General features: G+C 33.9%; 25 protein-coding genes. 7 read left to right on the top strand and 18 right to left on the bottom strand.

The genetic code is table 11. The features are described 5' to 3' along the window. Positions 1 to 12 precede the first annotated feature (12 nt). Entirely contained in the window at positions 13 to 873 is an 861-nt protein-coding gene (locus ABD859_RS06175) for a CPBP family intramembrane glutamic endopeptidase (RefSeq protein WP_345141686.1), read from the top strand. 63 nt (positions 874 to 936) lie between these two features. Here the strand turns inward: ABD859_RS06175 and ABD859_RS06170 are convergent, their stop codons facing one another. The 13 genes from ABD859_RS06170 to ABD859_RS06110 all read right to left on the bottom strand — a co-directional run bounded on the left by ABD859_RS06170 (position 937) and on the right by ABD859_RS06110 (position 15393). Then, on the bottom strand, positions 937 to 2124 hold the full coding sequence (locus ABD859_RS06170) for a BamA/TamA family outer membrane protein (protein ID WP_345141683.1): 1188 nt from the start codon (positions 2122 to 2124) through the stop codon (positions 937 to 939). Between the two features lie 57 nt (positions 2125 to 2181). Then, positions 2182 to 3156, bottom strand: a complete 975-nt coding sequence (locus ABD859_RS06165) for a SphA family protein (RefSeq protein WP_345141680.1) — start codon at positions 3154 to 3156, stop codon at positions 2182 to 2184. Between the two features lie 56 nt (positions 3157 to 3212). Then, a complete protein-coding gene (locus ABD859_RS06160; protein WP_345141678.1) occupies positions 3213 to 4406 on the bottom strand; it encodes a helix-turn-helix domain-containing protein in 1194 nt (397 codons plus the stop codon). 133 nt (positions 4407 to 4539) lie between these two features. After that, a complete protein-coding gene (locus ABD859_RS06155; protein WP_345141676.1) occupies positions 4540 to 5118 on the bottom strand; it encodes a DUF4136 domain-containing protein in 579 nt (192 codons plus the stop codon). A gap of 280 nt (positions 5119 to 5398) precedes the next feature. Further along, the gene (locus ABD859_RS06150; RefSeq protein WP_345141675.1) at positions 5399 to 6799 is read right to left on the bottom strand and encodes a DUF2252 domain-containing protein; all 1401 of its coding nucleotides are present in this window, start codon (positions 6797 to 6799) and stop codon (positions 5399 to 5401) included. 15 nt (positions 6800 to 6814) lie between these two features. Then, positions 6815 to 7630, bottom strand: a complete 816-nt coding sequence (locus ABD859_RS06145) for a hypothetical protein (RefSeq protein WP_345141673.1) — start codon at positions 7628 to 7630, stop codon at positions 6815 to 6817. 93 nt (positions 7631 to 7723) lie between these two features. Beyond that, the gene (locus ABD859_RS06140) at positions 7724 to 8740 is read right to left on the bottom strand and encodes an HAD family hydrolase (RefSeq protein ID WP_345141671.1); all 1017 of its coding nucleotides are present in this window, start codon (positions 8738 to 8740) and stop codon (positions 7724 to 7726) included. A 60-nt stretch (positions 8741 to 8800) separates the two neighbouring features. Continuing rightward, positions 8801 to 10465, bottom strand: a complete 1665-nt coding sequence (locus ABD859_RS06135) for an arylsulfatase (RefSeq protein ID WP_345141668.1) — start codon at positions 10463 to 10465, stop codon at positions 8801 to 8803. 396 nt (positions 10466 to 10861) lie between these two features. Beyond that, positions 10862 to 12295, bottom strand: a complete 1434-nt coding sequence (gene pyk / locus ABD859_RS06130) for a pyruvate kinase (protein ID WP_345141665.1) — start codon at positions 12293 to 12295, stop codon at positions 10862 to 10864. A gap of 5 nt (positions 12296 to 12300) precedes the next feature. After that, positions 12301 to 12789, bottom strand: coding sequence for an IPExxxVDY family protein (locus tag ABD859_RS06125; protein WP_053472898.1), 489 nt, complete (start codon positions 12787 to 12789; stop codon positions 12301 to 12303). Between the two features lie 125 nt (positions 12790 to 12914). Then, positions 12915 to 13655 (bottom strand): ribonuclease III, encoded by a 741-nt coding sequence (rnc, locus tag ABD859_RS06120; protein WP_073413452.1) that lies wholly within the window; start codon positions 13653 to 13655, stop codon positions 12915 to 12917. A 9-nt stretch (positions 13656 to 13664) separates the two neighbouring features. Next, complete coding sequence (gene fabF / locus ABD859_RS06115) at positions 13665 to 14918, bottom strand: beta-ketoacyl-ACP synthase II (RefSeq protein WP_345141660.1); 1254 nt, start codon at positions 14916 to 14918, stop codon at positions 13665 to 13667. A 238-nt stretch (positions 14919 to 15156) separates the two neighbouring features. Further along, positions 15157 to 15393, bottom strand: a complete 237-nt coding sequence (locus ABD859_RS06110; RefSeq protein WP_007137004.1) for an acyl carrier protein — start codon at positions 15391 to 15393, stop codon at positions 15157 to 15159. Between the two features lie 175 nt (positions 15394 to 15568). Here ABD859_RS06110 and purN point away from each other — a divergent pair, with 175 nt between their 5' ends. Together purN and rnhA are read left to right on the top strand one after the other, a co-directional pair. Beyond that, positions 15569 to 16129 (top strand): phosphoribosylglycinamide formyltransferase, encoded by a 561-nt coding sequence (purN, locus tag ABD859_RS06105; protein WP_345141657.1) that lies wholly within the window; start codon positions 15569 to 15571, stop codon positions 16127 to 16129. A gap of 91 nt (positions 16130 to 16220) precedes the next feature. Then, a complete protein-coding gene (rnhA, locus tag ABD859_RS06100; protein ID WP_345141655.1) occupies positions 16221 to 16697 on the top strand; it encodes a ribonuclease HI in 477 nt (158 codons plus the stop codon). Between the two features lie 59 nt (positions 16698 to 16756). Here the strand turns inward: rnhA and ABD859_RS06095 are convergent, their stop codons facing one another. Then, positions 16757 to 17104 (bottom strand): DUF6249 domain-containing protein, encoded by a 348-nt coding sequence (locus ABD859_RS06095; protein ID WP_345141652.1) that lies wholly within the window; start codon positions 17102 to 17104, stop codon positions 16757 to 16759. A gap of 297 nt (positions 17105 to 17401) precedes the next feature. Between ABD859_RS06095 and ABD859_RS06090 the strand changes: the two genes are divergently transcribed. Further along, positions 17402 to 17989: an RNA polymerase sigma factor gene (locus ABD859_RS06090; protein WP_345141649.1), complete on the top strand. Its 588-nt coding sequence runs from the start codon at positions 17402 to 17404 to the stop codon at positions 17987 to 17989. After that, on the top strand, positions 17973 to 18368 hold the full coding sequence (locus ABD859_RS06085) for a hypothetical protein (RefSeq protein ID WP_345141647.1): 396 nt from the start codon (positions 17973 to 17975) through the stop codon (positions 18366 to 18368). Before ABD859_RS06090 ends, ABD859_RS06085 begins: the two co-directional genes overlap by 17 nt. A 270-nt stretch (positions 18369 to 18638) precedes the next feature. On the opposite strand, the gene ABD859_RS06080 is transcribed toward ABD859_RS06085, so the two are convergent. Then, the gene (locus tag ABD859_RS06080) at positions 18639 to 18986 is read right to left on the bottom strand and encodes a hypothetical protein (protein WP_345141645.1); all 348 of its coding nucleotides are present in this window, start codon (positions 18984 to 18986) and stop codon (positions 18639 to 18641) included. A 235-nt stretch (positions 18987 to 19221) separates the two neighbouring features. Here ABD859_RS06080 and ABD859_RS06075 point away from each other — a divergent pair, with 235 nt between their 5' ends. Together ABD859_RS06075 and ABD859_RS06070 are read left to right on the top strand one after the other, a co-directional pair. Then, complete coding sequence (locus ABD859_RS06075) at positions 19222 to 20145, top strand: PfkB family carbohydrate kinase (RefSeq protein ID WP_345141643.1); 924 nt, start codon at positions 19222 to 19224, stop codon at positions 20143 to 20145. An 81-nt stretch (positions 20146 to 20226) separates the two neighbouring features. After that, positions 20227 to 22125: an amidophosphoribosyltransferase gene (locus tag ABD859_RS06070; RefSeq protein WP_345141641.1), complete on the top strand. Its 1899-nt coding sequence runs from the start codon at positions 20227 to 20229 to the stop codon at positions 22123 to 22125. A gap of 660 nt (positions 22126 to 22785) precedes the next feature. On the opposite strand, the gene ABD859_RS06065 is transcribed toward ABD859_RS06070, so the two are convergent. The 3 genes from ABD859_RS06065 to ABD859_RS06055 all read right to left on the bottom strand — a co-directional run bounded on the left by ABD859_RS06065 (position 22786) and on the right by ABD859_RS06055 (position 24996). Continuing rightward, complete coding sequence (locus ABD859_RS06065; RefSeq protein WP_345141640.1) at positions 22786 to 23397, bottom strand: superoxide dismutase; 612 nt, start codon at positions 23395 to 23397, stop codon at positions 22786 to 22788. A gap of 138 nt (positions 23398 to 23535) precedes the next feature. Further along, the gene (gene pth, locus ABD859_RS06060; protein WP_345141638.1) at positions 23536 to 24162 is read right to left on the bottom strand and encodes an aminoacyl-tRNA hydrolase; all 627 of its coding nucleotides are present in this window, start codon (positions 24160 to 24162) and stop codon (positions 23536 to 23538) included. 222 nt (positions 24163 to 24384) lie between these two features. Further along, the gene (locus tag ABD859_RS06055; protein WP_345141635.1) at positions 24385 to 24996 is read right to left on the bottom strand and encodes a 50S ribosomal protein L25/general stress protein Ctc; all 612 of its coding nucleotides are present in this window, start codon (positions 24994 to 24996) and stop codon (positions 24385 to 24387) included. Positions 24997 to 25003: the final 7 nt, after the last annotated feature.

Here is a 25003-nt window from a genome sequence, read left to right as displayed (position 1 = left end):
AACCAAACTTAAATGGAAACCCTTACTACAAAACAAAAAACTTTTAATTCGCCAATAATCAAAATTATACTTGCCTTAGTTGTTTTTATGGCAGTGGTTATAATAGGACAGCAGATTGCTTCAAAACTGCTGGCTTTAACTCCTCTTGATAAAGATTACAGAAATCTGTTAAAAGGACTTTTTGTGTCTTCCGCAGCTGTTTTCAGTTATATTCTTTTCTTTAAAAAATATGACAAAAGAGCGATAACAGAATTTAGCACAAAAGGACTTGGCAGAAATCTTACAATTGGTCTTTTAATGGGTTTTATATTGCAGTCGCTGACTATTTTAGTAATGTACCTTAACGGAAATTACAGCATTGAGGCGATAAATCCGGTTTCGTACATCCTGATTCCGTTTGCTATAATGTTTACTGTTGCTATTATTGAAGAAATATTAGTGCGTGGTATAATTTTTAGAATTATTGAAGAGAAACTGGGAACTTATATTTCGCTTGCAATTTCTTCGATTATATTTGGTGCTTTTCATTTAATTAATCCAAATGGCACTTTAATTTCGTCAATATGCATTACAACTGCAGGTTTTTTATTGGGCGCGGCTTTTATTTACAGCCGTAATTTATGGATGCCCATTGCTTTGCATTTTGCATGGAATTTTACTCAATCTGGAATTTATGGTGCCATAACATCCGGAAACGCAAAAACAAATAATTTAATCGAAGCCAAAATACAAGGTCCTGAATTTATTACCGGAGGTGAATTTGGTCCGGAAGGATCAATAGAGGCAATCCTTTTTTGTGCTCTTGGAACAATTATTTTTATGGTTTTAAGTCATAAAAACAACCAGATTATAAAACCTTACTGGAAGAAGTAAAAACTTTTTAACACCAATAATCAACCTTGAAACCCAACAGGATTTAAAACTTGTTGGGTTTATTTATCTTAACCAATTACTTCCAAAAACAATATAATAAGCCCAATCTTCGGGACCACGGGCAACATCGACTCCCATACGGAGTTTAAATTTTCGGGCTAGTAAATATCTAAAACCTGTTCCGTAGCTGTACACAACAGGTTTTGCAAATGCCTGATCCCAATCGTTAAAAGCACTTGCGAGTCCGCCGTAGCCCATTAAACTCCATCTTCTGTACAAATCCCAACGTAATTCGGCTTCGGTAACAATGCTGGTTTTTCCCTGATATCTTGCGGCGGGAATTCCTCTTAAATTAATTCCGGGTCTTAAATAAAAAGGCGGACTCCCAAACGCCTGCTCTCCTTCTACCCTAAGCCCGCCAATTAATTTTTTTGTTAGTGGATAAAAGCCTATTGCCGATAAATTAACGCGCCAGGCATCATAATCGCTTCCAATGGCATCATCAGACCAAAAGAAATCTGACTGAAGCCGAATTCCTTTATCTGGTGTAAAAATATTGTCACGTCCGTCAAACTGAATAGCGGCACCCAACTGACTTATTGTACTTTTTATATCGCCGGGTTTTACAAAAGGCGGCGGTAAATTAAAATCGGGAAGATCAATTTTAGAATTTAAAAACAAATATTGCGGTCCGGCGCTCCATTTGGCATTATTAAATTGTTTGAGCCATTGTGTATAAAATATGGTCGATTTAAAATTGAGTTTAAATTCCTGATCCGGCACATTAGGCAGATTGTTTTCATAAAATGATAAATTCATATCGCCATAACCTGCCATAATACGATATAATATTTTGGGTTTTATAAGCGTTCCCGACCGAAAAGCACCCACCATCCAGCTTTTGTTTCCGGTGTACATTCCAATACCGCCTGTTATATCAGGATTTATAAAACGCTTTTTTCCGTTTTCATCAATCACAGGTGCATGTTTTTTTAGAAAAACAGGTACAATGGCACCGCCAATTCCGCCCAAAGCCGGTTCTGTAATAACCGTTGGAACAACAATAAAACCATGTGCATAAATAATATAATCGCTTAAATCGAAAGCGCCGTCGAGAGAATCTTTTACACTGATGTGCGTTTTTTGTGCAAAAGCAATTTGAAGAGAAAGAATGAAAAATGAAAGAATGAAAACCATTTTCTGAAAAAGTTTTCTGTTTTTTATAGAAGAATCTGAATGTATGTTTCTCATTTAAATCAATTTAAAATTTATCGAATTCACTTAAAAACATCAACTTTCAAGTTTGGTTTATCCTTTCTTTTCTTTTGATAAACTAAAAACATGTGCAAGGGTCAGGAAAAAAGTATTTCCCTGAAAACGACTTTCGGCACTTAATTCTGAAACCCAGCGAAGTCCCGCCGAAGTCCTGCAGCCAATATGAAAATAATTAACCTCAGCGCCAAGACCGGCTACTTTATCTTTGTCTGGTTCAAGTACAATATTGCCAAACGGAATTTTATCGTTTGAAACTTTATATTGCAGATAATAAATCAATCCTGCATTTAAAATTGATTTTGGAGCAGTTTTTTCGGCATTGAGCATATAAAAGGTTTTGCCCAAACCGCCTTCAATACTTAAAATATCTCCAGTTTTTATATCGGTATCTTTCTTTTTTCCGTTTATTTCATAACCTACTAAAGTCGAAAAGTGAAATGTTTTTTTATCATTAAAAAATAATGTTGTTCCTGCTGAAAATTCATTCATATACATTCCTAAACCGGCATTGTCTGAAGCTCCAGCCGTAAACCTTCCCGTTGGAAGATATAAGGAATAGCTAAAAACAAAATCGGCTTTTTTGGTATGCCAGCCCAGTTGTACAGGTTGTAGAAACATATCTGTAAAAGCAAGTGAGTTTTTAGAATCGACACTATTGCCCTGAATTGTATTTGATGCAAAAGCTAATAAAATGGTAGCACCGTAATTGGCTCCTAAAATTTTAAAATCGCTTACATAACTTGCTCCTGCTCCGGTTATAAACATGGTAATATCTGGATTGGCAAGAGCTTCGTCTCCGTCAGAATTTCGCAGTGTGCATGCATCATACAGATAACCCGGAACATAAACACTTAACGTATTTTCCGGCGCCTGCGTTCCTGATTGTAATCCCATGGCTCCTAAAATATGCCCACCTTTGAGCTGTGCATGAGCTGTAAAAAAGACAAAAAATAACAGTATTGTAAATACGAATTGTATGACTGGTTTTTGATTAAATTTCGTTTTCATGATTTTTCTTAATTAATTAGACTTTACAATCTATTTATTCTAACAGAATTAAATCTTCAGTTTGTAGATTGTTTAAAAAAATAAGAATTTGTTTTTTCCGGGTTAACTCTGATTATTCTAAAGTATTCTGAAGGAGATTTTCCAGTATGTTTTATAAAAGCTCTAAAACAGGTTGTTCTGGATTTAAAACCAGACGCCCATGCCATTCCTTCGAGCGAGAGATCTTTCCAGTCTGAATCGTTTATTTTTTCTTTGAAATATTCGATGCGTTTTAAGTTTATATAATCCTGAAAATGAAGATTAAATTCAGAATTAATTAAACTCGAAAGATTGTTTACCGTAATTCCGGTCTCTTCTGAAATATCCCGAATTACTAAATCTTTCTTTAAAAAGAGTTTTTTCGAATCGAATATGCTTTCTAATTTAGAAAGGTATAATTCCTTTTTTTCGGGAGTAAGTTCTTTAACCATCGGCAGTGAATTTTTAGTTTCGTTCGATGCAAATATTTTTAAATCTTCTTCAACAAGATTGAATTCTTCTATCTCGGACGAATCGTAAAACAACTGCGGTTTAAAATATAGCCAGCATACTGTAAAAATTAATACTGACGAAATCAAAACATAACAGGAATAATCGACTTTATTTACTTTGGTAATTAAAAAGAAATGCACGAAAAGTGTTGAAAACAGAAACAGAATCATCAAATTGTAAACCCTGATCCAGTTTAAAATTTTTATTTTTTGAAGATGATTTTCTTTAAATTTTTTCAAATCGTAATTTAAAATCATCATCGTCTGACAGAATGCATATAACAGCCAAACGCTTAGGCTTAATAACGAAAACGGACTTTTTATTTTCATCGAAATATAATCGATAAAATAAATATTGGTGTAGTTTCCAATCCATACAATAATGGTAAGTGAGAAATAAATTAGAAAAGGCAGAAAGTGAAGCCAGTCATAATTTCTAAAAGATGCGTTTGGAAAAAGCACGCTTCGTACATATAAGAAAGCACAAGGGGCAACAAGAAAAATAAAGGATTTCGTGATCATAAAAAGATCAGGGAAATTTTTAAACAAATGTGCCGACAAATAAAAATTATAAATACTTACAACCGCAAGACTAAACAAAAACAGGCCTAAGAAAAAGGACTTTGTATAGTTTTTCTTTGAAAAAAGAACCATAAATGAGGTAGCAAATCCAACAATTGTAGCTATAAAAAAGAAAAGCGAAAGTACTATATCCTGCATAATTTTAGTCTTAAATTATAAATAGAGAATCGTGTTCTTATGAAAAAAATCAAAAGAAAATAAAAGATATTTTTATAAGCGCCGTACTTTTTCTATACAAGAAAAAGCACAGCGGTCTTTATAAAAATTTAAACTATTTTTTTACTGCTCCCGGAGGAAAACCGGCTAAGATTTTTTTTATAGAGTTGTTAATAAATTCCTCCGGATTGTCGGGTTTACTGTCAATTTCGGCATTACCAATTCCCTGCCACACCAGTTTTTGAGATTTTGTAGAAACAATATCAATTACCAGCGACCCATCGACATAATCGTATGTATTAAATGTTGTATTAGCGCCTCCCATCATGGCACCTCCGCCCCAATATCCGTATGGTCTGTACATACCGCCATACCCATAGAAATTGGTATCGGCAGATACTGAAGTTTTATTTTTTAAGATCGAAACTGCATTTACTTTTAAATCGGGATTGTCGCTTTCTGTAAATCCTTTGGCAATCATTTCAGCGCGAATTGCATTTGTAACACGATCTACATTTAACTGGTTTACCTGACCCTGTTGTGCTTTTAAATCGTAAACTGCAAAAGTTTTAAATTCACTGAAATTTGCTGCATGATCGTAATCTGTTGAAACTTTTACAGTTGGGGAGCAGCTGTAAATTAAACCCAATAATAATATTGGGATAATGCGAAGATTTGTTCTTTTAATATTCATCTTGTAGAATTTTAATTAATGATTAATTGGCTTTAACTCGAAAATTATTAATTCTGAAAATCTTGAATGAATGATAAAGGCTTCAATAATGCGTCAGCATAACACAAAGAACTAAATTACAGGCGTTTACAAAACACTCAAAGATAAATCATTTATTTTAATTAGCACTATACTGTACGTAATTTTCTTACGTATAATACTTAAAATATTTTTGATTATTACAAAACATTCTTACTTTGCAGAGCTACATAATTGTTTGTACTTATTAATTACCAGCAAATTACATTTCTGGTGCGATAGGCAGTTTTCCTTCTTTTATAGCGCGAAGCATTTTGTGATAATCAGCTTCATTTTGATCGGCATATAAAATCGAAAACTTAGCAATGGCATTTGCAAATTCATTTCCTTTTCCTATATAACCGGACAATAATGATGGATCTCCAGAACGAGCGTGAGCTCTTGCCAGTGCCCATCCGCATGCTTTTGCATAATCTGCCATGTTTTCGGCTTTCATGATTTCTAAAACAGGTTTTACTTTTGCATCACGAAGCTGTCTGATGTAAAAAAATCGGTTTAAGTCGTCGCTTGTCCATCCTAAAAACATATCCGAAGCCGACTGCATTAATTTCTGTCCAATTACAATTCGCTCTCCCTGATGCGTATATTTTGATTTGTTTTTTAAATACGGTTCTAAAACACTTTTTCTGGCTTCTTTAAACTGCAAAAAAATAGGTTCTCCTGTTGCCGACATCAAAAGACTAATTCCGCACATGGTTCCCACACTTCCTACTCCTACCACTTTTATAGCAATGTCATGAAGTTTGTACCGGCTTAAAAGGATTTTTTTATCATCTGGCAGTGATTTCATGTATTGTGTATGAGCTTTTTCTGCAGCCTTCAAAACAATTTCTTCTTCTCTTACTGTGGGATGATAAATTAATGGCGGATCATCTTTTATTCTCGCACGAGGTCCTTCGTGATACGTCATTTTTGCAAATTCTTTTTCGTGAGCCGTATATTCTGATGCTTTTTTTATTCTCTTTTGATGAAACTTTTTGATTTCTTCGTCTTTACCCATTTCAATTAATTCAGACAAATCAATATCAGCATACCAAATCTGCAGTGCCGATAATTTACTATAATCGAGCATATGTCTTTTATAACTATCAGCGGCATGCCAGGCAAATTCTTTACAATTTTTATTGGAGAAATCTCTCCATCGTCCAGCAATGGCAAAACTTGCACACAGTCTTTTCAAATCCCATTCCCATGGACCCGGATAGGTTTCGTCAAAATCATTGATATCAAAAACCAGTTTTCTTTCCGGAGTGGCAAATCCGCCAAAATTCATTAAATGACAATCCCCGCAAAGCTGTAAATCAATTCCGGAATTGGGTGTCTCAGCTAAATCTGCCGCCATTATTGCTGCCGATCCTCTAAAAAACGCAAAGGGAGATTCCATCATTCTTCTGTATCGAATAGGCAGTAAGGTTTCTATTCTGCCAATACTGCTTTCAATTAAAATCTCAACAGGATCTCTTCGATTTACTGATGGTTTCCATTCCTGATGAACAGAACGCGGTACATTTTTTCTAATCTCATTTCCTCTGGCAAATCGCTCTGCTTTTGAGGAAACGGGATCAAAGATATTTTCGCTGTTATCTTTAAGTTCATCATTCATTATATAATGATTTTATTATTCCGGAAACACAAAAGCTACAACCGCTCTTAATCCCCAATCGGGTCTAATACTTTGATGTCCTACAATTGGAATAAGAGGCTGTACAGAAAACTGAACGACCTGTTTTCCAAATTTTGTAATTCCGCCCATGGTAGGATTTAGCGAAATCAGGGTTGTGTTTCCTTCCCAATTTTGAGTAATCTCTGCATTTACACCCCACGATGCACCGCTTTTATAACTATGAGATAGAAATATCTGTGTATAAAAACTATTAAAATCAGCTCGATCACTGGCTCCGGCCACTGACCAAATTTGATTGGCTATAAACCCAACTGAAAGTCCTTTTCCCTGATGCATAATCAATAAACTTGGACCTAAACCAAATTTTTCTGTTCCTAAAAATTTTTCTGTAGCGGTTGGAACCAAAAATGCAGGTCCAATTCCATAAATCAGTTTACTGCTTTTAGGAGCAAAAAAAGCGGTTACCGTTGCATCACTCAAACCAAATTCGTGTGTATTGAGCCCTGTAATATTTCTTTGATCGACAACTGGAAGAATATAACGGGTAATTAAGTTGAGATTATCACTCAGTTTAAACGGAATTACGGGCTGTACATTTATAGTGTATTTAACACCATTGTAAGGACCTATTCCGTAGTTTAAATTATTTTGAAGAGGAACACTTATCAAACTTGCTACTGGATTTGCCAGTTTATCTGCCAGTTCTTGTGCGCTCGCGCCTGGCTTCTCTTCCTGTGCATAACACTGGAAATTTAAAATAAAGCATATCACAAGTAACAGCTGCTTAATGTTGTTGGAAAACACTATCATGACTTTTCGTTTTATGGGATTTTTTTACTTTAAAATCAAAACGAAACAACTCCATTGATGAAGTTGTTTCACTTCAATTCTAACTAATTCAATCTAATTATCGGAAAAGACTTTTTTCCAGTCTTTTTTCATGTCTACAACATGCCATTTGTTTTTTGCTGCTGCATTTAACGATGCGTTATCTTTTTCCTGATAGCTGTATTCTCTAATAGAATCGTTATGGTTAACCAAAAGCTGGAAGGAAGGGTATTTGTTTCCCTGCGAATATTTGAGCATGGCAATGTCGCCGGCACCGCCTTCGTTTCCGCAGGCAAATACAGGACGCTGACCAATATGCAGCTGTATGCCGACAGGTTTTCCTTCTTTATCATTAAAATGATCTAAGGCCGGTTCTCTCTGGACTGCATTTTTAGCATTATCATATTTGTATTTAAAAGAAGTACCCACGACCTGATCTTTTGGAATTCCGTAAAAATCCTGAGATATGGCCCTTACCACTTCAATAGTCCCGCCGGTAACGATATAAGTTTTAAATCCGTTAGCACGCAGATAATTTAACAGCTCCAGTTGAGGCTGATACCGTATTTGTCGTACCGTAACATTTTTTCCCGGATATTTTGCGTTTTTAAAAAAGTCGTTTACAGATGTTTCAAATTCATCTTCGGTCATTCCGGTATGAGTTGCTGCAACGAGTTCTATAAGTGCTTTGTCTCCGCCTTTTTCAAAAAAGGTTTTGTCTTTTTCGACAACGGCTTTAAAAGGCTGTTTTTGAGCAAGCTCAGGCTTTGCTTCTACCATTTTTTTGACTTTATAAAAGGCGAAAAGTTCTTGTACATAGGGTTTTTCAGCCCATAAAGTTCCATCGTTGTCAAAAGTTGCGATTCTAAATTCTTCTGGAATAAAATCAGGACTTCCTTTTTTGGTTACTTTATCTACATAAGCTATGATATCACTTTTTAAAGTTCCGTCATTCCAGCTTGGCAATGGATCGCCGCTTACAGCAGTCTCTGTTTGTTTGCTTTCCGTTGTGGGAGAAGTCAGTGTGTCGGATTTTTTGCAGGAAAAGAAAAACAGAACTACCAGAGGCAAAAAAAATATTTTTTTTCTCATGATATTTACACTTTAGAAAAGAGATTCAAACTCTTAAATTTGAATCTCTTTTATGATTATTTATTTTTTCTTTTTCGAAGCTGCCTCTTCTTCCTTCATTTTCGGCAATACATTTTTCTCTATATATTGCTGTGCTTTAATACCCTTCATAGTTTCTTCCATAATAGTATAAGCAGAAAAACTTGGCGGAATAGATCTAGGAGGATATTCTTTAAATGTTTCAGCAAAAACCACTACATCTTGTATTGCTCCATATACTAACTGTACATGATTCATTAACCAATCCCAATAAGTATTTGAGGTAATATCTGCTCTTTCAAATGGATCTTGATAAAGATTAAATATTTTTTGCAAACGTAGTTTTGTAAAAGGTTCAGCCCATACTCCCATGGTTCCGGCAAGACGTTGTTCTGCAAAAACATATTTGTAATCTCCTTCTCTTAAACCTACTAAAAGACCATCATCATCTGTGTAAAAGAATTTATCTCTTGCACTTTTTGTGGTTGTACCTCTCAGGAAAGCACTTTGATCAAAACCATCCAGATGCACTTTATACGTTTTTCCATTTGCATTGTATCCTTTTAAAAGTTTATTAACAATATCTGGCTCTCCTGCAATAGATGCAAAAGTTGGAATCCAGTCGTTGTGACCCATTAACTCATTTGTTGTAGTTCCCGGCTTAATAACTCCTGGCCAGCGAACGATACAAGGTACACGGAAAGCTCCTTCCCAGTTGGTATTTTTTTCAGAACGAAAAGGTGTCATTGCGCCATCTGGCCAAGTATTCATGTGCGGTCCATTATCTGTAGAATATACCACAATTGTATTGTCAGCGATACCTAAATCATCAAGTGCCTTCAATATGCTTCCAATTGTTTCATCATGCTCAATCATACCATCAATATATTCGCTGTCACCATGTGTATATCTTCCTCTGTGTTCTGCTCGTACGTGTGTGCGAAGGTGCATACGAGTGGCATTAAACCAGCAGAAAAATGGTTTTCCAGCTGCATTTTGTCTTTTAATAAAATCTATAGCTGCTGCTGATGTTTCATCATCTACCGTTTCCATTCTTTTTTTGGTAAGTGCTCCTGTGTCTTCAATTTTTTGTTTACCAACTCTACCAAAACGAGGATCTGTAGTCGCATCGTCTACATTTGTTGCCGTACATTTTAAAACTCCTCTTGGTCCAAATTTTTTCAAATATTCCGGATCTTTTGGGTAATCTGGCAATTCTGGTTCTTCTTCTGCATTTAAATGATACAGGTTTCCAAAAAATTCATCAAAACCGTTTACAGTAGGTAAATTTTCGTTTCTGTCTCCTACGTGGTTTTTACCAAATTGTCCTGTTACATAACCCAGACTTTTCATAATACCTCCAACTGAAGGGTCTAACTGACTCATTCCCATTGGTGCTCCGGGAAATCCTACTTTAGTAAGCCCAGTACGTAAACCATGTTGTCCTGTTAAAAAAGCGGCACGTCCTGCTGTACAGCTTTGTTCTCCATAATAATGCAGAAAACGAAGTCCTTCATTGGCTAAACGATCTATATTTGGTGTAGTATATCCCATTATTCCATCACTGTATGCACTAATATTAGTAGTACCAATATCGTCGCCCCAGAGTACTAGAATGTTTGGTTTTTTTTGTGCTTTCACCTGAACAATTGTGAAGCAAACTAATGCAAAAAGCATTACGGCATTTCTAAATTTACTTTGTTTCATGGTAATAAGATTTGTTAATAATTCGTTTGTATATAAAAATGGTTTTTAAAATCGAACTATATTTTCTGTAAAAAATGAAACAGAAAATAATCTGTATTAAAAGCAATTTCTTAGAACATATTTACTGTTTACATATAGAGGGAATTATGCACCAGTATTTTTAACGTTTTGTTAAGGATCTCAAAATTATATAATTAAAAAAATAAACAGCTTGTTTTTAAGGCTTTAGCTTGTTGCAAATTATAACTTGCAACATAAAAAGAGATTATTTTACTTACAGATCTTTCATTTTGAAACTTGAAACATATTTTTTTACTCATGAAACTTATATAAAACAAAAAAGCCACCCGGAATTCCGGATGACTTTTTTTAAACATTATGATTTCTTTACAGAAACTATTCTATTTCTGAAACTCTCATGGTATTAACCATTCCTTTTTCTTTGATTGGCATTGCAGCAAGGTTAATTAAATAATCACCTTTTGATGCATAACCTTTTGCAACTGCAATTTGATTTACATCTGTTACTGTATCATCTGTACTTTCCTCATTATCATAGAAAAATGATTTAACTCCCCATAATAGGTTTAATTGAGTTAAAATTCTTCTGTTTGAAGTAAATACTAAGATATGTGCTGTAGATGGTCTCCAAGCTGAAATTTGGAAAGCTGTATAACCGCTGTTTGTTAAAGTACAAATTGCTTTTGCTTCAATTTCATTAGCTAATAAAGCTGCTTGGTGGCAAACCGTTTTCGTAACAAAACGTTTTGTTTTAATTTGCGGTGTGTTTTGAGGAACCTGAATTAATGGAGAGTTCTCAACAGCCTCGCAAATTTGTGCCATTCTTTGAATAACCTGTACTGGGTAGTTTCCTGTAGCAGTTTCTCCAGACAACATTACAGCATCAGCACCGTCCATTACAGAGTTTGCAACGTCGTTTACTTCTGCTCTTGTTGGAGTTAAACTTGTAATCATTGTTTCCATCATTTGTGTAGCAACGATAACAGGAATTCTGGCAGTTTTTGCTCTGCGGATCAAATCTTTTTGTACCAATGGCACCTCGTGAGCAGGAAGCTCAACACCAAGATCTCCACGAGCAACCATTAAACCATCGCAATATGCTACAATTTTATCCATGTTCTCAAGAGCTTCCGGCATTTCAATTTTAGCTATAATTGGAATTTTAAATTCTGAATGTTTAGCAATTAATTCTTGTAAATCTTGTAAATCGCGAGGTGTTTTTACAAACGAAAGTGCGATCCAGTCTACTTTTTGCTCAATAGCAAAAATAGCATCTGCAATATCTTTTTCAGTTAAAGCTGGTAAAGAGATTTTTGTGTTAGGTAAATTAACTCCTTTTTTAGATTTTAATTCTCCACCCTGAATAACTTTAGCAACAACTTCTGTTTTTTTATCTGTTGAAACGATTTCAAAAATAAGTTTACCATCGTCAAGCAAAATACGCTCTCCAACATTTACATCATTTGGGAAATTTTGATATTTCATAAATGCTTTTTTCGCATTTCCAATAATATCTTCTGCTGTAGTGAAAGTAATTTCGTCACCATCGTGTACAACAGTACCTTCTTCCATTACACCAACTCTAAGTTTTGGTCCCTGCAAATCTCCAAGAATCGCTGTAGTGTAACCAAACTCTTCGTTTAATCCTCTAATGATATTAATTTTTTCTTTTACTCCTTCGTAATCTGCATGCGAAAAATTGATTCTAAACACATTCACCCCTGCATCGATCATATCTTTAATGATCTCTCTTGTACTACAGGCAGGCCCAAGTGTAGCAACAATTTTGGTTTTCTTACTTGTTAACATTTTTTTTAAAAAATTAGATTGTTTTTTGATTTTATTTTATTGGTATCTACTGCATAAATTGCTGCAATACTTTCAATTGAATTTAGTTGTTGCTGAATTTCTGAAAAATCAACAGCCTCTTCGCTGTTATCGATCTTCAGGAAAAAATCTACCTTTTTGAATTCAGGAAGTAAATGAATTGTTGTAGAAACCTCACTTGTTTCATTAGAAAACAAATTCTGAAAATCATTTGTACTCACAGAAATGATCTCATTTTTATTCTGAATCAAATTCCATGATACAGCTTTCTCAGAATCATAATAATAAAATCTCGAAAAATTTGCCTCACCTTCTTTAGTCTGAGCATGGATCTCGTTTTTGCTCTTACTTAAGTTAATCGGAAGGTTCTTATTGATAAAATAGGCCAATCTATAATCTTCTAATGAAGTATGAATTGCCATTAAATAATAATCAATTTCGTCAAATTCGTCTAAATCCAATCTATGAATAGCCATGTCATGAAAAATCAAGTTGTAAATATACTATTTCTAACGGAGCATCAATAGTTATAAGCAGCTTGTTTTTATTAATTTATAAACGAAAACGATTTAGCGTTAAGAAAATTACAGCATTTTTGTAATTATTTCTTGTCAATTTTTTCCTGAAATGCAAAATAGGCTCTTTGCGAAGCTTTCTCTTCTGCTTTCTTTTTTGAAGTTGCCCGCGCTCTTGCGACCACCTTATCGTCTATACTTAATTTGACACCAAACAAACGCTGTCCGTCAATGCCGTTATCTTCAAAAATATCATAATGAAAGATTCTCTTTTCTTTCTGACACCATTCGATAACTAAACTTTTATAACTAATTACTTTTCCTTCTAGTCGCGCAATGTCGACATAAGGTGTAATTACTCGTTTTTGAATAAATCTTTCGCAGTACGAATAGCCTTTATCCAAATATATAGCACCAATAAGCGATTCGAAAATATTGCCATGAATATTTTCTCCAAAATGCTGTACTGGTACTTTGCTTTCTACAAAACGCACTAAATTTAAATCTTTACCCAGTTCATTTAAATGTTCACGGCTTACGATTTTTGAGCGCATTTTTGTTAAATAACCTTCATCTCCGTTTGGTGCTTTATTAAACAAATGTGCAGCAATTACGGCACTTAACATGGCATCTCCTAAAAATTCTAAACGTTCATAATTTATAGGATGACCTGCTTCATCTAATTTATTTGACGATCTATGGGTGAAGGCTTTTCTGTAAAATTCGATATTAATAGGCTGAAAACCAAGAATTTTCTGAATAGTGTCAAAAAAAATCCCGTCTTCTAGAGAACGGGATTTAGAAAATATTTTTTTGATAATATTCATATCCGAAAATTAGTCAGCTAACTTTTTAAACAATACACAAGCATTGTGTCCGCCAAAACCAAACGTGTTACTCATAGCAACATTAACTTCTCTTTCCTGAGGTTTGTTTAGAGTAAGGTTTAACGACGGATCGATATTTTCATCAACAACAGTATGGTTAATCGTTGGAGGAACAATACTGTGTTTCATCGCTAAGATAGAAGCAATTGCTTCAATAGCTCCGGCAGCACCAAGTAAATGTCCTGTCATTGATTTTGTTGAGTTGATATTAATATTTTTAGCATGATCACCAAAAACAGCGCTAATCGCTTTTAATTCAGCTACATCTCCAAGAGGAGTAGAAGTTCCGTGAGTATTGATATGGTCAACATCTTCCGGGTTCATTCCTGCATCTTTCAACGTATTTTTCATTACTGCAATAACTCCAATTCCTTCCGGATGTGGTGCCGTTAAGTGGTAAGCATCAGATGACATTCCGCCTCCTCCAATTTCGCAGTAAATTTTTGCGCCTCTTGCTTTTGCGTGTTCGTAATCTTCAAGAACCAAAGCTCCTGCTCCTTCTCCTAAAACGAAACCATCTCTGGTTGCATCAAAAGGTCTTGAAGCTGTTTCCGGGCTTTCATTTCTTGTAGATAATGCGTGCATAGAACTAAAACCTCCCATACCAGCAATGGTAACAGCAGCTTCAGATCCACCAGACACAATAACGTCGCACATTCCTAAACGAATGTAGTTAAAAGCATCGATTAATGCATTTGCAGAAGATGCACATGCAGAAACTGTTGTATAATTTGGTCCCATATACCCGTTACGCATAGAAATATGCGCAGGAGCAATATCAGCAATCATTTTAGGAATAAAGAAAGGATTGAACTTTGGTGTTCCGTCTCCTTTAGCATAGTACATTACTTCATCCTGGAAAGTTTCTAAACCTCCAATTCCAGCTCCCCAGATAACACCAACTCTTGTTTTATCGATATTATCGTCTGTAAGTCCAGCATCTTTAATAGCTTCGTCACTGGCAGCAATTGCATATTGAGCAAATTTATCTAATCTACGAGATTCCTTGCGATCCATGTAATCTTCAATATTGAAGTTTTTCACTTCGCAGGCAAATTTCGTTTTATGCTTCTCTGTATCATAATATGTGATAGGAGCGGCTCCGCTTACCCCATTCACAAGTGCATTCCAATATTCCTGGATATTATTCCCTATAGGAGTAAGTGCACCTAATCCTGTTACAACAACTCGCCTTAATGCCATAAATATGTATTTTGTGTCTTTAAACAAATAAAACCCATGCTTTCTTAATTGTATTGCTACTTAAGAGCCATGGGTATTACAATATAAATATATCTTTTTGATTGAAAACCAATCGAAATTTAAATTTTAAAAAATAATAACACCCGACTTTTAATAAATTCAAGTTTCAAAAAACAAATTCCAAAATTGGAAATGGAATTTCAAAAATTGGGATTTTTAAAAATCGGGTGTGGTATTATTATTTTTTAGCTTCCTCGATATAAGAAATAGCTTGACCTACAGTAGCAATGTTTTCTGCTTGATCGTCTGGAATTTGAATATCAAATTCTTTTTCGAATTCCATAATAAGCTCAACAGTGTCTAATGAGTCAGCTCCTAAATCATTAGTGAAGCTTGCTTCTGTTACAACTTCGTTTTCGTCAACACCTAATTTGTCTACGATAATCGCTTTTACTCTTGATGCAATGTCTGACATAATCTTTAATTTTAGAATTTAATTTGTTGGCAAAAATAAAAAACTTTATTTTAAAACCATGATTTAGTTTATAAATGTGATACTAATTTATAAAATTAATTTCAAGAAAGGTCTTTTAAAGCTATTTATTTTCGATTTTTATTCCGTTTTTTGCAGTCTCAAAATAAATTCTATTATGAAAAAAATTATCGTTTTTGCCTCAGGATCAGGAACTAACGCAGAGAACATTATAAAATATTTTTCGAACACCGAAATTGCAAAGGTCGTTTCGGTTTTTACAAATAATGCTTCAGCAAAAGTTATTGACAGGGCAAAAAATCATCAAATTCCAGTCGAAATCTTCTCAAAAAACGAACTTTTAGAGAGAAATGTATTACAAAAAATACAAAAAATCGACCCGGATATGATAATTCTTGCCGGTTTCTTATTGAAATTCCCAGAAAACATAATTGAGCATTATCCAAATAAAATAATCAATATTCATCCTGCACTTTTACCTAAATATGGAGGTAAAGGAATGTACGGAATGCACATTCACAGAGCGATTGTAAACAATAAGGAAAAAGAAACTGGAATCTCAATACATTATGTGAATGAACATTATGATGAAGGCGGTATCATTTTTCAGGCTAATGTGGCACTAACAGAAGAAGACACACCAGAAACGGTTGCCGAAAAGATTCACGAATTGGAACAAAAACACTTTCCTGAGATTATTGAAAGATTGCTTGTTTAAACTTCAATTACAAGAATCAATATCAATTACAATATTAAAAATCAATTTTAGAAGCATATTGAATCTAAAATCAACAATCTAAAATAATTAAATGTCTTACGAAGTACATATATATACAGACGGCGCAGCAAAAGGAAATCCCGGAAATGGCGGTTATGGCGTTGTTATGGAATTAGTAGGTACTCCATATAAAAAAGAATTCTACGAAGGTTTTCGTCTTACTACTAATAATAGAATGGAACTTCTGGCCGTGATTGTAGGTTTAGAAAAACTCAAAAATCCTGATATGAAGGTTTTGGTTATTTCTGACTCAAAATACGTAGTTGATTCTGTTGAAAAAAAATGGGTTTTTGGCTGGGAAAAAAAAGGATACAAAGACAAAAAGAATCCTGATTTATGGAAACGCTTTTTAATTGTTTACCGAAAACACAAAGTCGATTTTAAATGGATTAAAGGCCATAACAATCATCCGCAAAACGAACGCTGTGACCAACTGGCTGTAATGGCCTCGATGCAGCCCAAACTTTCTGTCGATGTTTATTACGAAACTATTGGCTCTAAAGAATAAAAAAACGCATCATATATATGATGCGTTTTTTGTACTAACTTAATTCTTTACAAAACTGCTTATTCTTTATCTAAATCTTTAGCCGTTTTAAATCCTGTTAAAAGTCCCAACCCTGCCATTATAAATATAATTGAAGGATATACTGCACCATCATTTAAAGAGGTATAAGTTGTAATTAATAAGGCAATAAAAATTCCAACTCCACTACCTATTAATAAAAAGGCAAGATTAACTACGAATACTTTCCAAGCCGGAACACCGCTTCCTTTTCCTTGCAAAAAAATACTTGCATCTACACCTTTTTCTATAAGTGCCAAACGCTCTCTATTTCTTGTTGAATAAACTAAATAAACGATCCCGAAGATCATTAAGAAAAAGCTAATTGGAATTAAAATTTTGTCATCCATGATATTTACGTTTTTAATTGATTGATATACCCATAGGACGACAGCTTTTGAAATGAGGTTACAGATTTTGGTGAAAAAATTCAATATTTAAATTCCAAATTCCAAAACTTACTGATAATCAATTAATTTTGATGTTATTTTTTCAATGTATCAAACTTTACCAAAGTTGAATTATCCGAACTTCTTTCGCAATATTGTCATTTCGACGAAGAGAATTGGAATTTGGAATTTTAAAGAATTGGAATTTATTTTCATTTTTACTGTAACCTAAATAAACAAATCGTCGTCCTATATAATATGAGCACAATAAATGATCAACATTATATCGATAAAATATTGCAAGGCGAGACAAATGCGTTTGCCGTGCTGGTTGATCGTTATAAGGATATGATCTTTTCACTGGCTCTCAAAATGGTCAAGAACAGAGAAGAAGCCGAAGAAGTTGCACAAGATACCTTTATTAAGATTTACAGTTCGCTGACAAAATTTAAAGGAGATTCGAAATTTTCGACTTGGATTTATAAAATTGCTTACAATACTTGCCTTGATCGTTTAAAGAAAAATAAAAAAGAAGATTTGAATATTTCCATAGATGAATTTTCTTCTCACTTAGTAAAAACAATGGACAATGCTTTGAGCGCTTTAGAAGAAAAAGAACGAAAGCAGACCATTCAGAAATGTTTAAATTTATTACCCGGTGACGAAAGTTTTCTGTTGACTTTATTTTATTTTGAAGATCAGAATCTAGAAGAAATCGGAAAAGTAATGAATATCTCGGCCAACAATGCCAAAGTAAAATTATTTAGGAGCCGACAAAAATTAGCCGTAATTTTGAGACAGCAGTTAGAACCAGAAATAATAGAATGTTATGAAAGAGAGCGATAAAAATATAGAACAACTTATTGATAAAATGATGGCTGAAGAAAAACTACAGTCGCCATCTTTTGATTTTACTTCAAAAATAATGTCAGAAGTTTTGGTTTTGGAAGAGAAAAAACTAAAAACCTATAAACCACTGATTTCAAAATCGACTTGGATTTTTATTGGATTGGCTTTATTAGGATTGATAATTTATGCTTCTTTATTTTCTGGAACTTCTCAAAATTTAGAAATTGGAAAAGTATATACTGATAAAATTTCGAATACTTTTTCTGGAATTCATTTATCTAAAAATATCGTTTACGCTATATTGATTGTGCCGTTTATGATTTTGGTTCAGGTCGGAATTTTGAAGAATTATTTTGATAAGAAATATCAGTTATAATGAAAAAAGAAAGAATTAGAAATAAAAAATAATCTTGCAAACTCTATTTAAAAAAATCTTCTCTTTTACAGATATAATCTTTTCCAATATAACAGTCTTGACTTATATCATATCTATTTATATAAAGCAAATATGCAATTGTAAGATATTCATCATTTTTCAAATTAGATTTATTAAGTTCTACTTTTCCTTTTCTAGATGATGATTTGGAATATTTTTCTAAAAAATTTTTAAAGCCCAAGCTCGAATATTCTTTTTCTATTTTTGGATTTACCTTAAATGTTTGAAGGTACTTTGTTTTTTTATCAATTTATTATCAAAAACAAATCCCTTATTTAAAACTTCGTTTAAGAAAGACTTGAAAGACTTGAATTCTTTAGAATAATATTTTTTATAAAAGAAAAACAATTCATCGCCATTTGTCAACATAATTTCATTACTTTTTATAGAAAGGTAAATATTAGAAAATGATGATGGCGGAGGAGGCAATCTTACAGATCCGTTTACTGTGTCACCACGATCAGCTAACATTTCTATAATTTCTTTAGAAAAATTAGCTTCTTTTCTTTCACAGGAAAACAAAAAGCAAACAAGTAATAAAAGAACAATTCTCTTCATGATTAAGATTTCATATTTCAACAAATCTAATCAAAAAGATTTTTCAAAATATAAGTTGCATTTTAAATCCAGAAAACATATTTTAAGCATTCTACAAAATCAATTTTAATTAATTCATTTACAATAGTTTTACTTCGAAAGCGTTGTCATTTTTTTAAGAAAATTTTGAGACTCTAAACCGTTGCAAGATTGTAACTTATAGAGTATCTTTGCACCCTAATTCGAAATTCATAAAATGAATAAACTATTGATTGTTGGAACAGTAGCTTTCGACGCGATTGAAACTCCTTTCGGAAAAACAGATAAAATATTAGGTGGTGCTGCAACCTACATCGGATTATCAGCGTCATTTTTTAACTTACAATCGGCCATTGTTTCTGTAGTTGGCGACGATTTCCCTCAAGAACATTTAGATCTTTTAACTTCAAAAAATATTGATATCTCTGGTATCGAAATTGTAAAAGGCGGAAAAACCTTTTTCTGGAGCGGTTTATACCACAACGATTTAAATTCTAGAGACACTCTTGTTACTGAATTGAACGTTTTAGCTGATTTTCAGCCAAAAGTTCCTCAAAACTATAAAGATGCTGATGTGGTAATGTTAGGAAACTTACACCCATTAGTACAAAGCAGTGTTTTAGACCAAATGGAGAAAAAACCAAAATTAGTAGTTTTAGACACTATGAACTTTTGGATGGACTGCGCTCTTCCAGAATTACTAGACGTTATTAAACGTGTAGATGTTATTACAATCAATGATGAAGAAGCAAGACAGCTTTCTGGTGAATATTCATTAGTAAAAGCGGCTGCGAAAATCCAGGATATGGGACCAAAATATGTGGTGATCAAAAAAGGAGAACACGGAGCACTTTTATTTCACAATAGAGAAGTATTCTTTGCACCAGCTTTACCATTAGAAGATGTTTTTGATCCAACTGGAGCAGGAGACACTTTCGCAGGTGGTTTCTCTGGATTTATTGCACAAAGCGAAAATATTTCGTTTAACAACATGAAGAATGCGATTATTTACGGTTCAAATTTAGCTTCGTTCTGCGTAGAAAAATTTGGAACTGAAAGGATGGAAAACTTAAGCAAAGCCGAAGTAGCGATTCGATTACAGCAATTTAAGTCGTTAACTCAGTTTGACATAGAAATATAATGCGCAAAAGCCTCGGATAAAACGGGGCTTTTTTTATTACGTTAATACACACAACTTACAACACACAAAAAAACAAAAACAATGAGCGACGCGTTAAAACACGAATGTGGTATAGCTTTAGTAAGATTACTAAAACCGCTTGAATATTATAAAGAAAAATACGGAACTGCTTTTTACGGAATCCAGAAGATGTACTTAATGATGGAAAAACAGCACAACCGCGGACAAGACGGAGCTGGTTTTGCAAGCATTAAACTTGATGTAGATCCGGGACAACGTTACATTAGCAGAGTTCGTTCAAATCATGCACAGCCAATACAAGATGTTTTCAAACAAATCAATGAGCGCGTAAGCGAAGAATTGAAAGCAAATCCAGAATTAGGTGATGACATGAAAGAATTAAAAGCAAATATTCCTTATGTTGGAGAATTGTTTTTAGGTCACGTTCGTTACGGAACTTTTGGAAAAAACAGCATCGAAAGTGTTCACCCATTTTTACGTCAAAGTAACTGGATGCACCGTAACTTGATTTTGGCTGGTAACTTTAATATGACAAATGTTAAAGAGCTTTTCGAAAACTTAGTTGAGTTAGGTCAGCACCCAAAGGAAATGGCTGATACTGTTACGGTAATGGAAAAAATTGGTCACTTCTTAGACAAAGAAGTAATGCAATTGTACCAAGACTGCAAAGCCGAAGGGTATTCTAAAAGAGATGCTTCACCAGTAATTGCAGAACGTTTAGATATTGCCAAAATATTAGCTCGTTCAGCTAAAAACTTAGACGGTGGTTATGCTATGGCTGGTTTATTAGGTCATGGAGATGCTTTCGTATTTAGAGATCCTGCCGGAATTCGTCCTGCATATTTCTATCAAGATGATGAAGTAGTTGTTGTCGCTTCCGAAAGACCAGTTATTCAAACTGTATTTAATGTACCTTTTGAAAGTGTTCAGGAAATCGAACCAGGAAATGCTTTAATTATCAAGAAAAACGGTAAAGTAAGCATGGATCAAATCCTAGAACCAACCGTTAAAAAAGCTTGTTCTTTTGAAAGAATTTATTTCTCCAGAGGAAGTGATGCGGAAATCTATCAAGAGCGTAAAGATTTAGGAAAACTAATTCTTCCTGCGGTTCTTAAAGCAATTGACAGCGATACAGATAACACCGTTTTCTCATATATTCCAAACACAGCAGAAACTTCATTTTATGGTTTAGTTGAAGCTGCTCAGGATTTCTTAAACCAAAGAAAAAACAATTATATTCTAGAAAACAGAAATACACTAACTGCTGAAACACTTCAGGAGCTTTTATCTGTAAAAATACGTACTGAAAAAGTAGCCATTAAAGATGCTAAACTTAGAACTTTCATCACAGAAGACAGCAGTCGTGATGATTTAGTAGCTCACGTTTACGATGTTACATATGGTGTCATTAAACCAGAAGACAATTTGGTAATTATCGATGACAGTATTGTTCGTGGTACTACACTGAAAATGAGTATCATTAAAATGATGGATCGTTTAAAACCAAAACGCATCGTAATTGTTTCATCGGCACCACAGATTCGTTATCCGGATTGTTACGGAATCGATATGGCAAAACTTGAAGGGTTAGTTGCCTTTAGAGCAGCGCTTGCTCTATTAAAAGAACGCAACTTATACCATATTGTCGATGAAGTCTATGCAAAATGTAAAGCACAAGCAGATTTTCCTGATAAAGATGTTGTAAACTATGTAACAGAAATTTACGACCAATTTACAGACGAAGAGATTTCAGATAAAATTGCAGAAATGTTAAGCTCTCCGGAAATCAATGCCGAAGTAAAAATCATTTTCCAGACTGTAGAAAATCTTCATAAAGCTTGTCCTAAAAATTTAGGAGACTGGTACTTTACAGGAGATTATCCAACTCCTGGAGGAAATCGTGTTGTAAACCGTGCATTTATGAATTTTTACGAAGGAAAAGACGCCAGAGCGTATTAATAAAATACTAACAAAAGGTTAAATTGTGCATTTCATCGGTTTTTTTTGCCGTTCATCCTATTTCTTTGGTGAAAATGAAATGCTGCAATACTTTTGAGATACCATAACATTAGTAGGTTAAGTTTATGGTAGATTTGGGGCAAAAAGGGTGGTAGAAATACCACCTTTTTTATTGGAATAAACTCAAGTATTTCGATTTTAGACTCTTATAAATTCATTTCGTCGGATATATTTACCTTTCATCAGAATTTTTTTTTTCACAAATATAGGTGTCATACATTTACTAAACCATAACATTAGTAGGTTAAGTTTATGGTAGATTTGGGGCAAAAAAGGTGGAAGAGATTCCGCCTTTTTTATTTTAATTTTCCAAATACTGCCCTACAATCCTCTGTAAGGCTTTTATCGGATATATTTACCTTTCATCTAAAAAGTTTTTTTCATAAAAATAGTCGACATACATTTACTGAACCATAACATTAGTAGGTTAAGTATATGGTAGATTTGGGGCAAAAAAGGTGGAAGAAATTCCGCCTTTTTTATTTTCTTTTTTTAGAGAAAATAAAATAGATTATAGAATAAAGAAATAAATCTTCGTATAAAAAAAGATGAGCTAACCTTTCGGCGCTCATCTTTATTCTATTTTCTTTACTCTATTTCTTATTTGTCTAAAGCAAATCTTCTTGCAACTTCAGTCCAGTTAATTACATTAAAGAAAGCATCAATATAATCTGGTCTTCTGTTTTGGTAGTTTAAGTAGTAAGCGTGCTCCCAAACATCCATTCCTAAGATTGGAGTTCCACCGTTACCAGCAACTTCCGGCATTAATGGATTATCTTGATTTGGAGTTCCTACAACTTCTAATTTTCCTCCTTTTTGAACCACTAACCAAGCCCATCCAGAACCAAATTGTGTTGCTCCGGCTTTAGCAAACTTCGCTTTAAATTCTTCAAATGAACCAAAAGAAGACTCAATAGCAGCTAATAAATCTCCTGTTGGTAATCCGCCTCCATTAGGCGACATTACTGTCCAGAATAAATTGTGGTTGTAAAAACCTCCACCATTGTTACGAACAGCTGCGTTTGACTTATCTAAGTTAATTAAGATATTTTCGATTGTTTTTCCCTCTAAATCTGTCCCTGCAATTGCCGCGTTAAGGTTTGTTGTGTATGCATTGTGATGCTTAGTATGATGGATTTCCATTGTACGTGCATCAATATGTGGTTCTAATGCATCGTATGCATAAGGTAATTGTGGTAATTCAAAAGCCATGGTATTAAATTTTTATGGTTTATAATAATTTATCCCAAATTTAGACATTTAACTTTGGAATTGAAAATACTATTTCGTTATAATTGAATTTAATTAACTGATAATTTGAATTTTTATTATATAAACACCTGTAAATCTTTATTTTCCGTTAAAAGTGGTCATTGTATTTTCTAAACCAGCGGTTCCAAAAGTTTTAATTATTTCTGCAGAGGTTTCTAAACGTTCCGGCAATTTCGCTTCTTCTTCTTCATTCCATTCTCCCAAAACATAATCTACCTGCTGGCCTTTTTTGAATTGATCACTGATTCCGAATCTAAAACGGGTGTAGTTTTGTGTATTCAAAACCAGGTTAATGTTTTTCAGTCCGTTATGTCCACCGTCGCTTCCTTTTGGTTTTATTCTAATGGTTCCAAAAGACAGGTTTAAATCGTCTGTAATCACGAGAATATTCTCCAACGGTATGTTTTCTTTATCCATCCAGTATTTTACAGCCTTACCACTTAAATTCATATAAGTATTTGGTTTTAAAAGAAAAAAGGTTCTTCCTTTAAATTTATATTCTGCCAGCGATCCCAGTTTTACAGTTTCAAAAGACAAGCTTTCTTTTTTAGCTAAAAAATCTAAAACCTTAAATCCAATATTATGTCTGGTATTTACGTATTCAGCTCCTATATTTCCTAATCCTACGATTAAATATTTCTTCATATTATCTATGTTTTCTTCTTTTGTTGTTGATGAAAACAGTTTTGTAATCCATTTTATCATTTGGCAAAAGTAAACTTAATTAGAGAATTGGGCAATGTGTCAATTAGATAATTTCCTGATCCCGCTATTTAACCACAAGGAATACAAAGAACTTTAAAACTTTCTTTTACATGTGGATTCTAAAAGTTCGCAAAGGTTTTTGCTTAGAACCTCAGTATTAGAAGCAAAAAAAAAGCCCCAATCGTAAAGATCGAGGCTTTTTGTATAGCGATTGAAAAAAAATTATTTTTTCTTTCCTTTTGCTGGAGCTTTTGCAGCTTTTGCAGCTTCTTGAGCAGCTTTCATAGCAGCACGAGAAATTCTTACCTGTGCAACAACTGTGTTGTCTGGGTGCATAATTTTGTACTCTGGTTTTCCAACTTTAGTAACATATAATTTGTTACCCATTTCAAGTGGAGTAATGTCAGCTTCAACAAAATCAGGAAGATTTTTAGGTAAAGCTTTAACTTTTAATTTACGTTGGTTTAAACGTAAAACACCACCCGCAAGAACACCTTTAGATGTACCAACGATTTTTACAGGAACTTCCATTGTGATTTCTTTATCATCAAATAATTGGAAGAAGTCAATGTGTAAAATTTTGTCTGATACTGGGTGAACTTGGATATCTTGCAAAATTGCATTGAATGATTTTCCTTTTCCAAGTTCGATCACAACTGTGTGAGCGTTTGGAGTGTAAACCAAGTTTTTGAATGCTGCAGCATCCGCTGAGAAATGTACTGCTTGATTTCCTCCGTATAAAACGCAAGGAATCGCTCCAGCATTACGTAAGGCTTTAGTAGACACTTTACCCACGCTTTCTCTTTCTGATCCTTTAATTGTAATCGATTTCATTGTAAAA

Source organism: Flavobacterium ginsengiterrae (assembly GCF_039539785.1).
Lineage (GTDB): Bacteria > Bacteroidota > Bacteroidia > Flavobacteriales > Flavobacteriaceae > Flavobacterium > Flavobacterium ginsengiterrae.
Note: the sequence above shows the minus strand (reverse complement) of the source record. Positions and strands in the feature narration are given on the sequence as shown.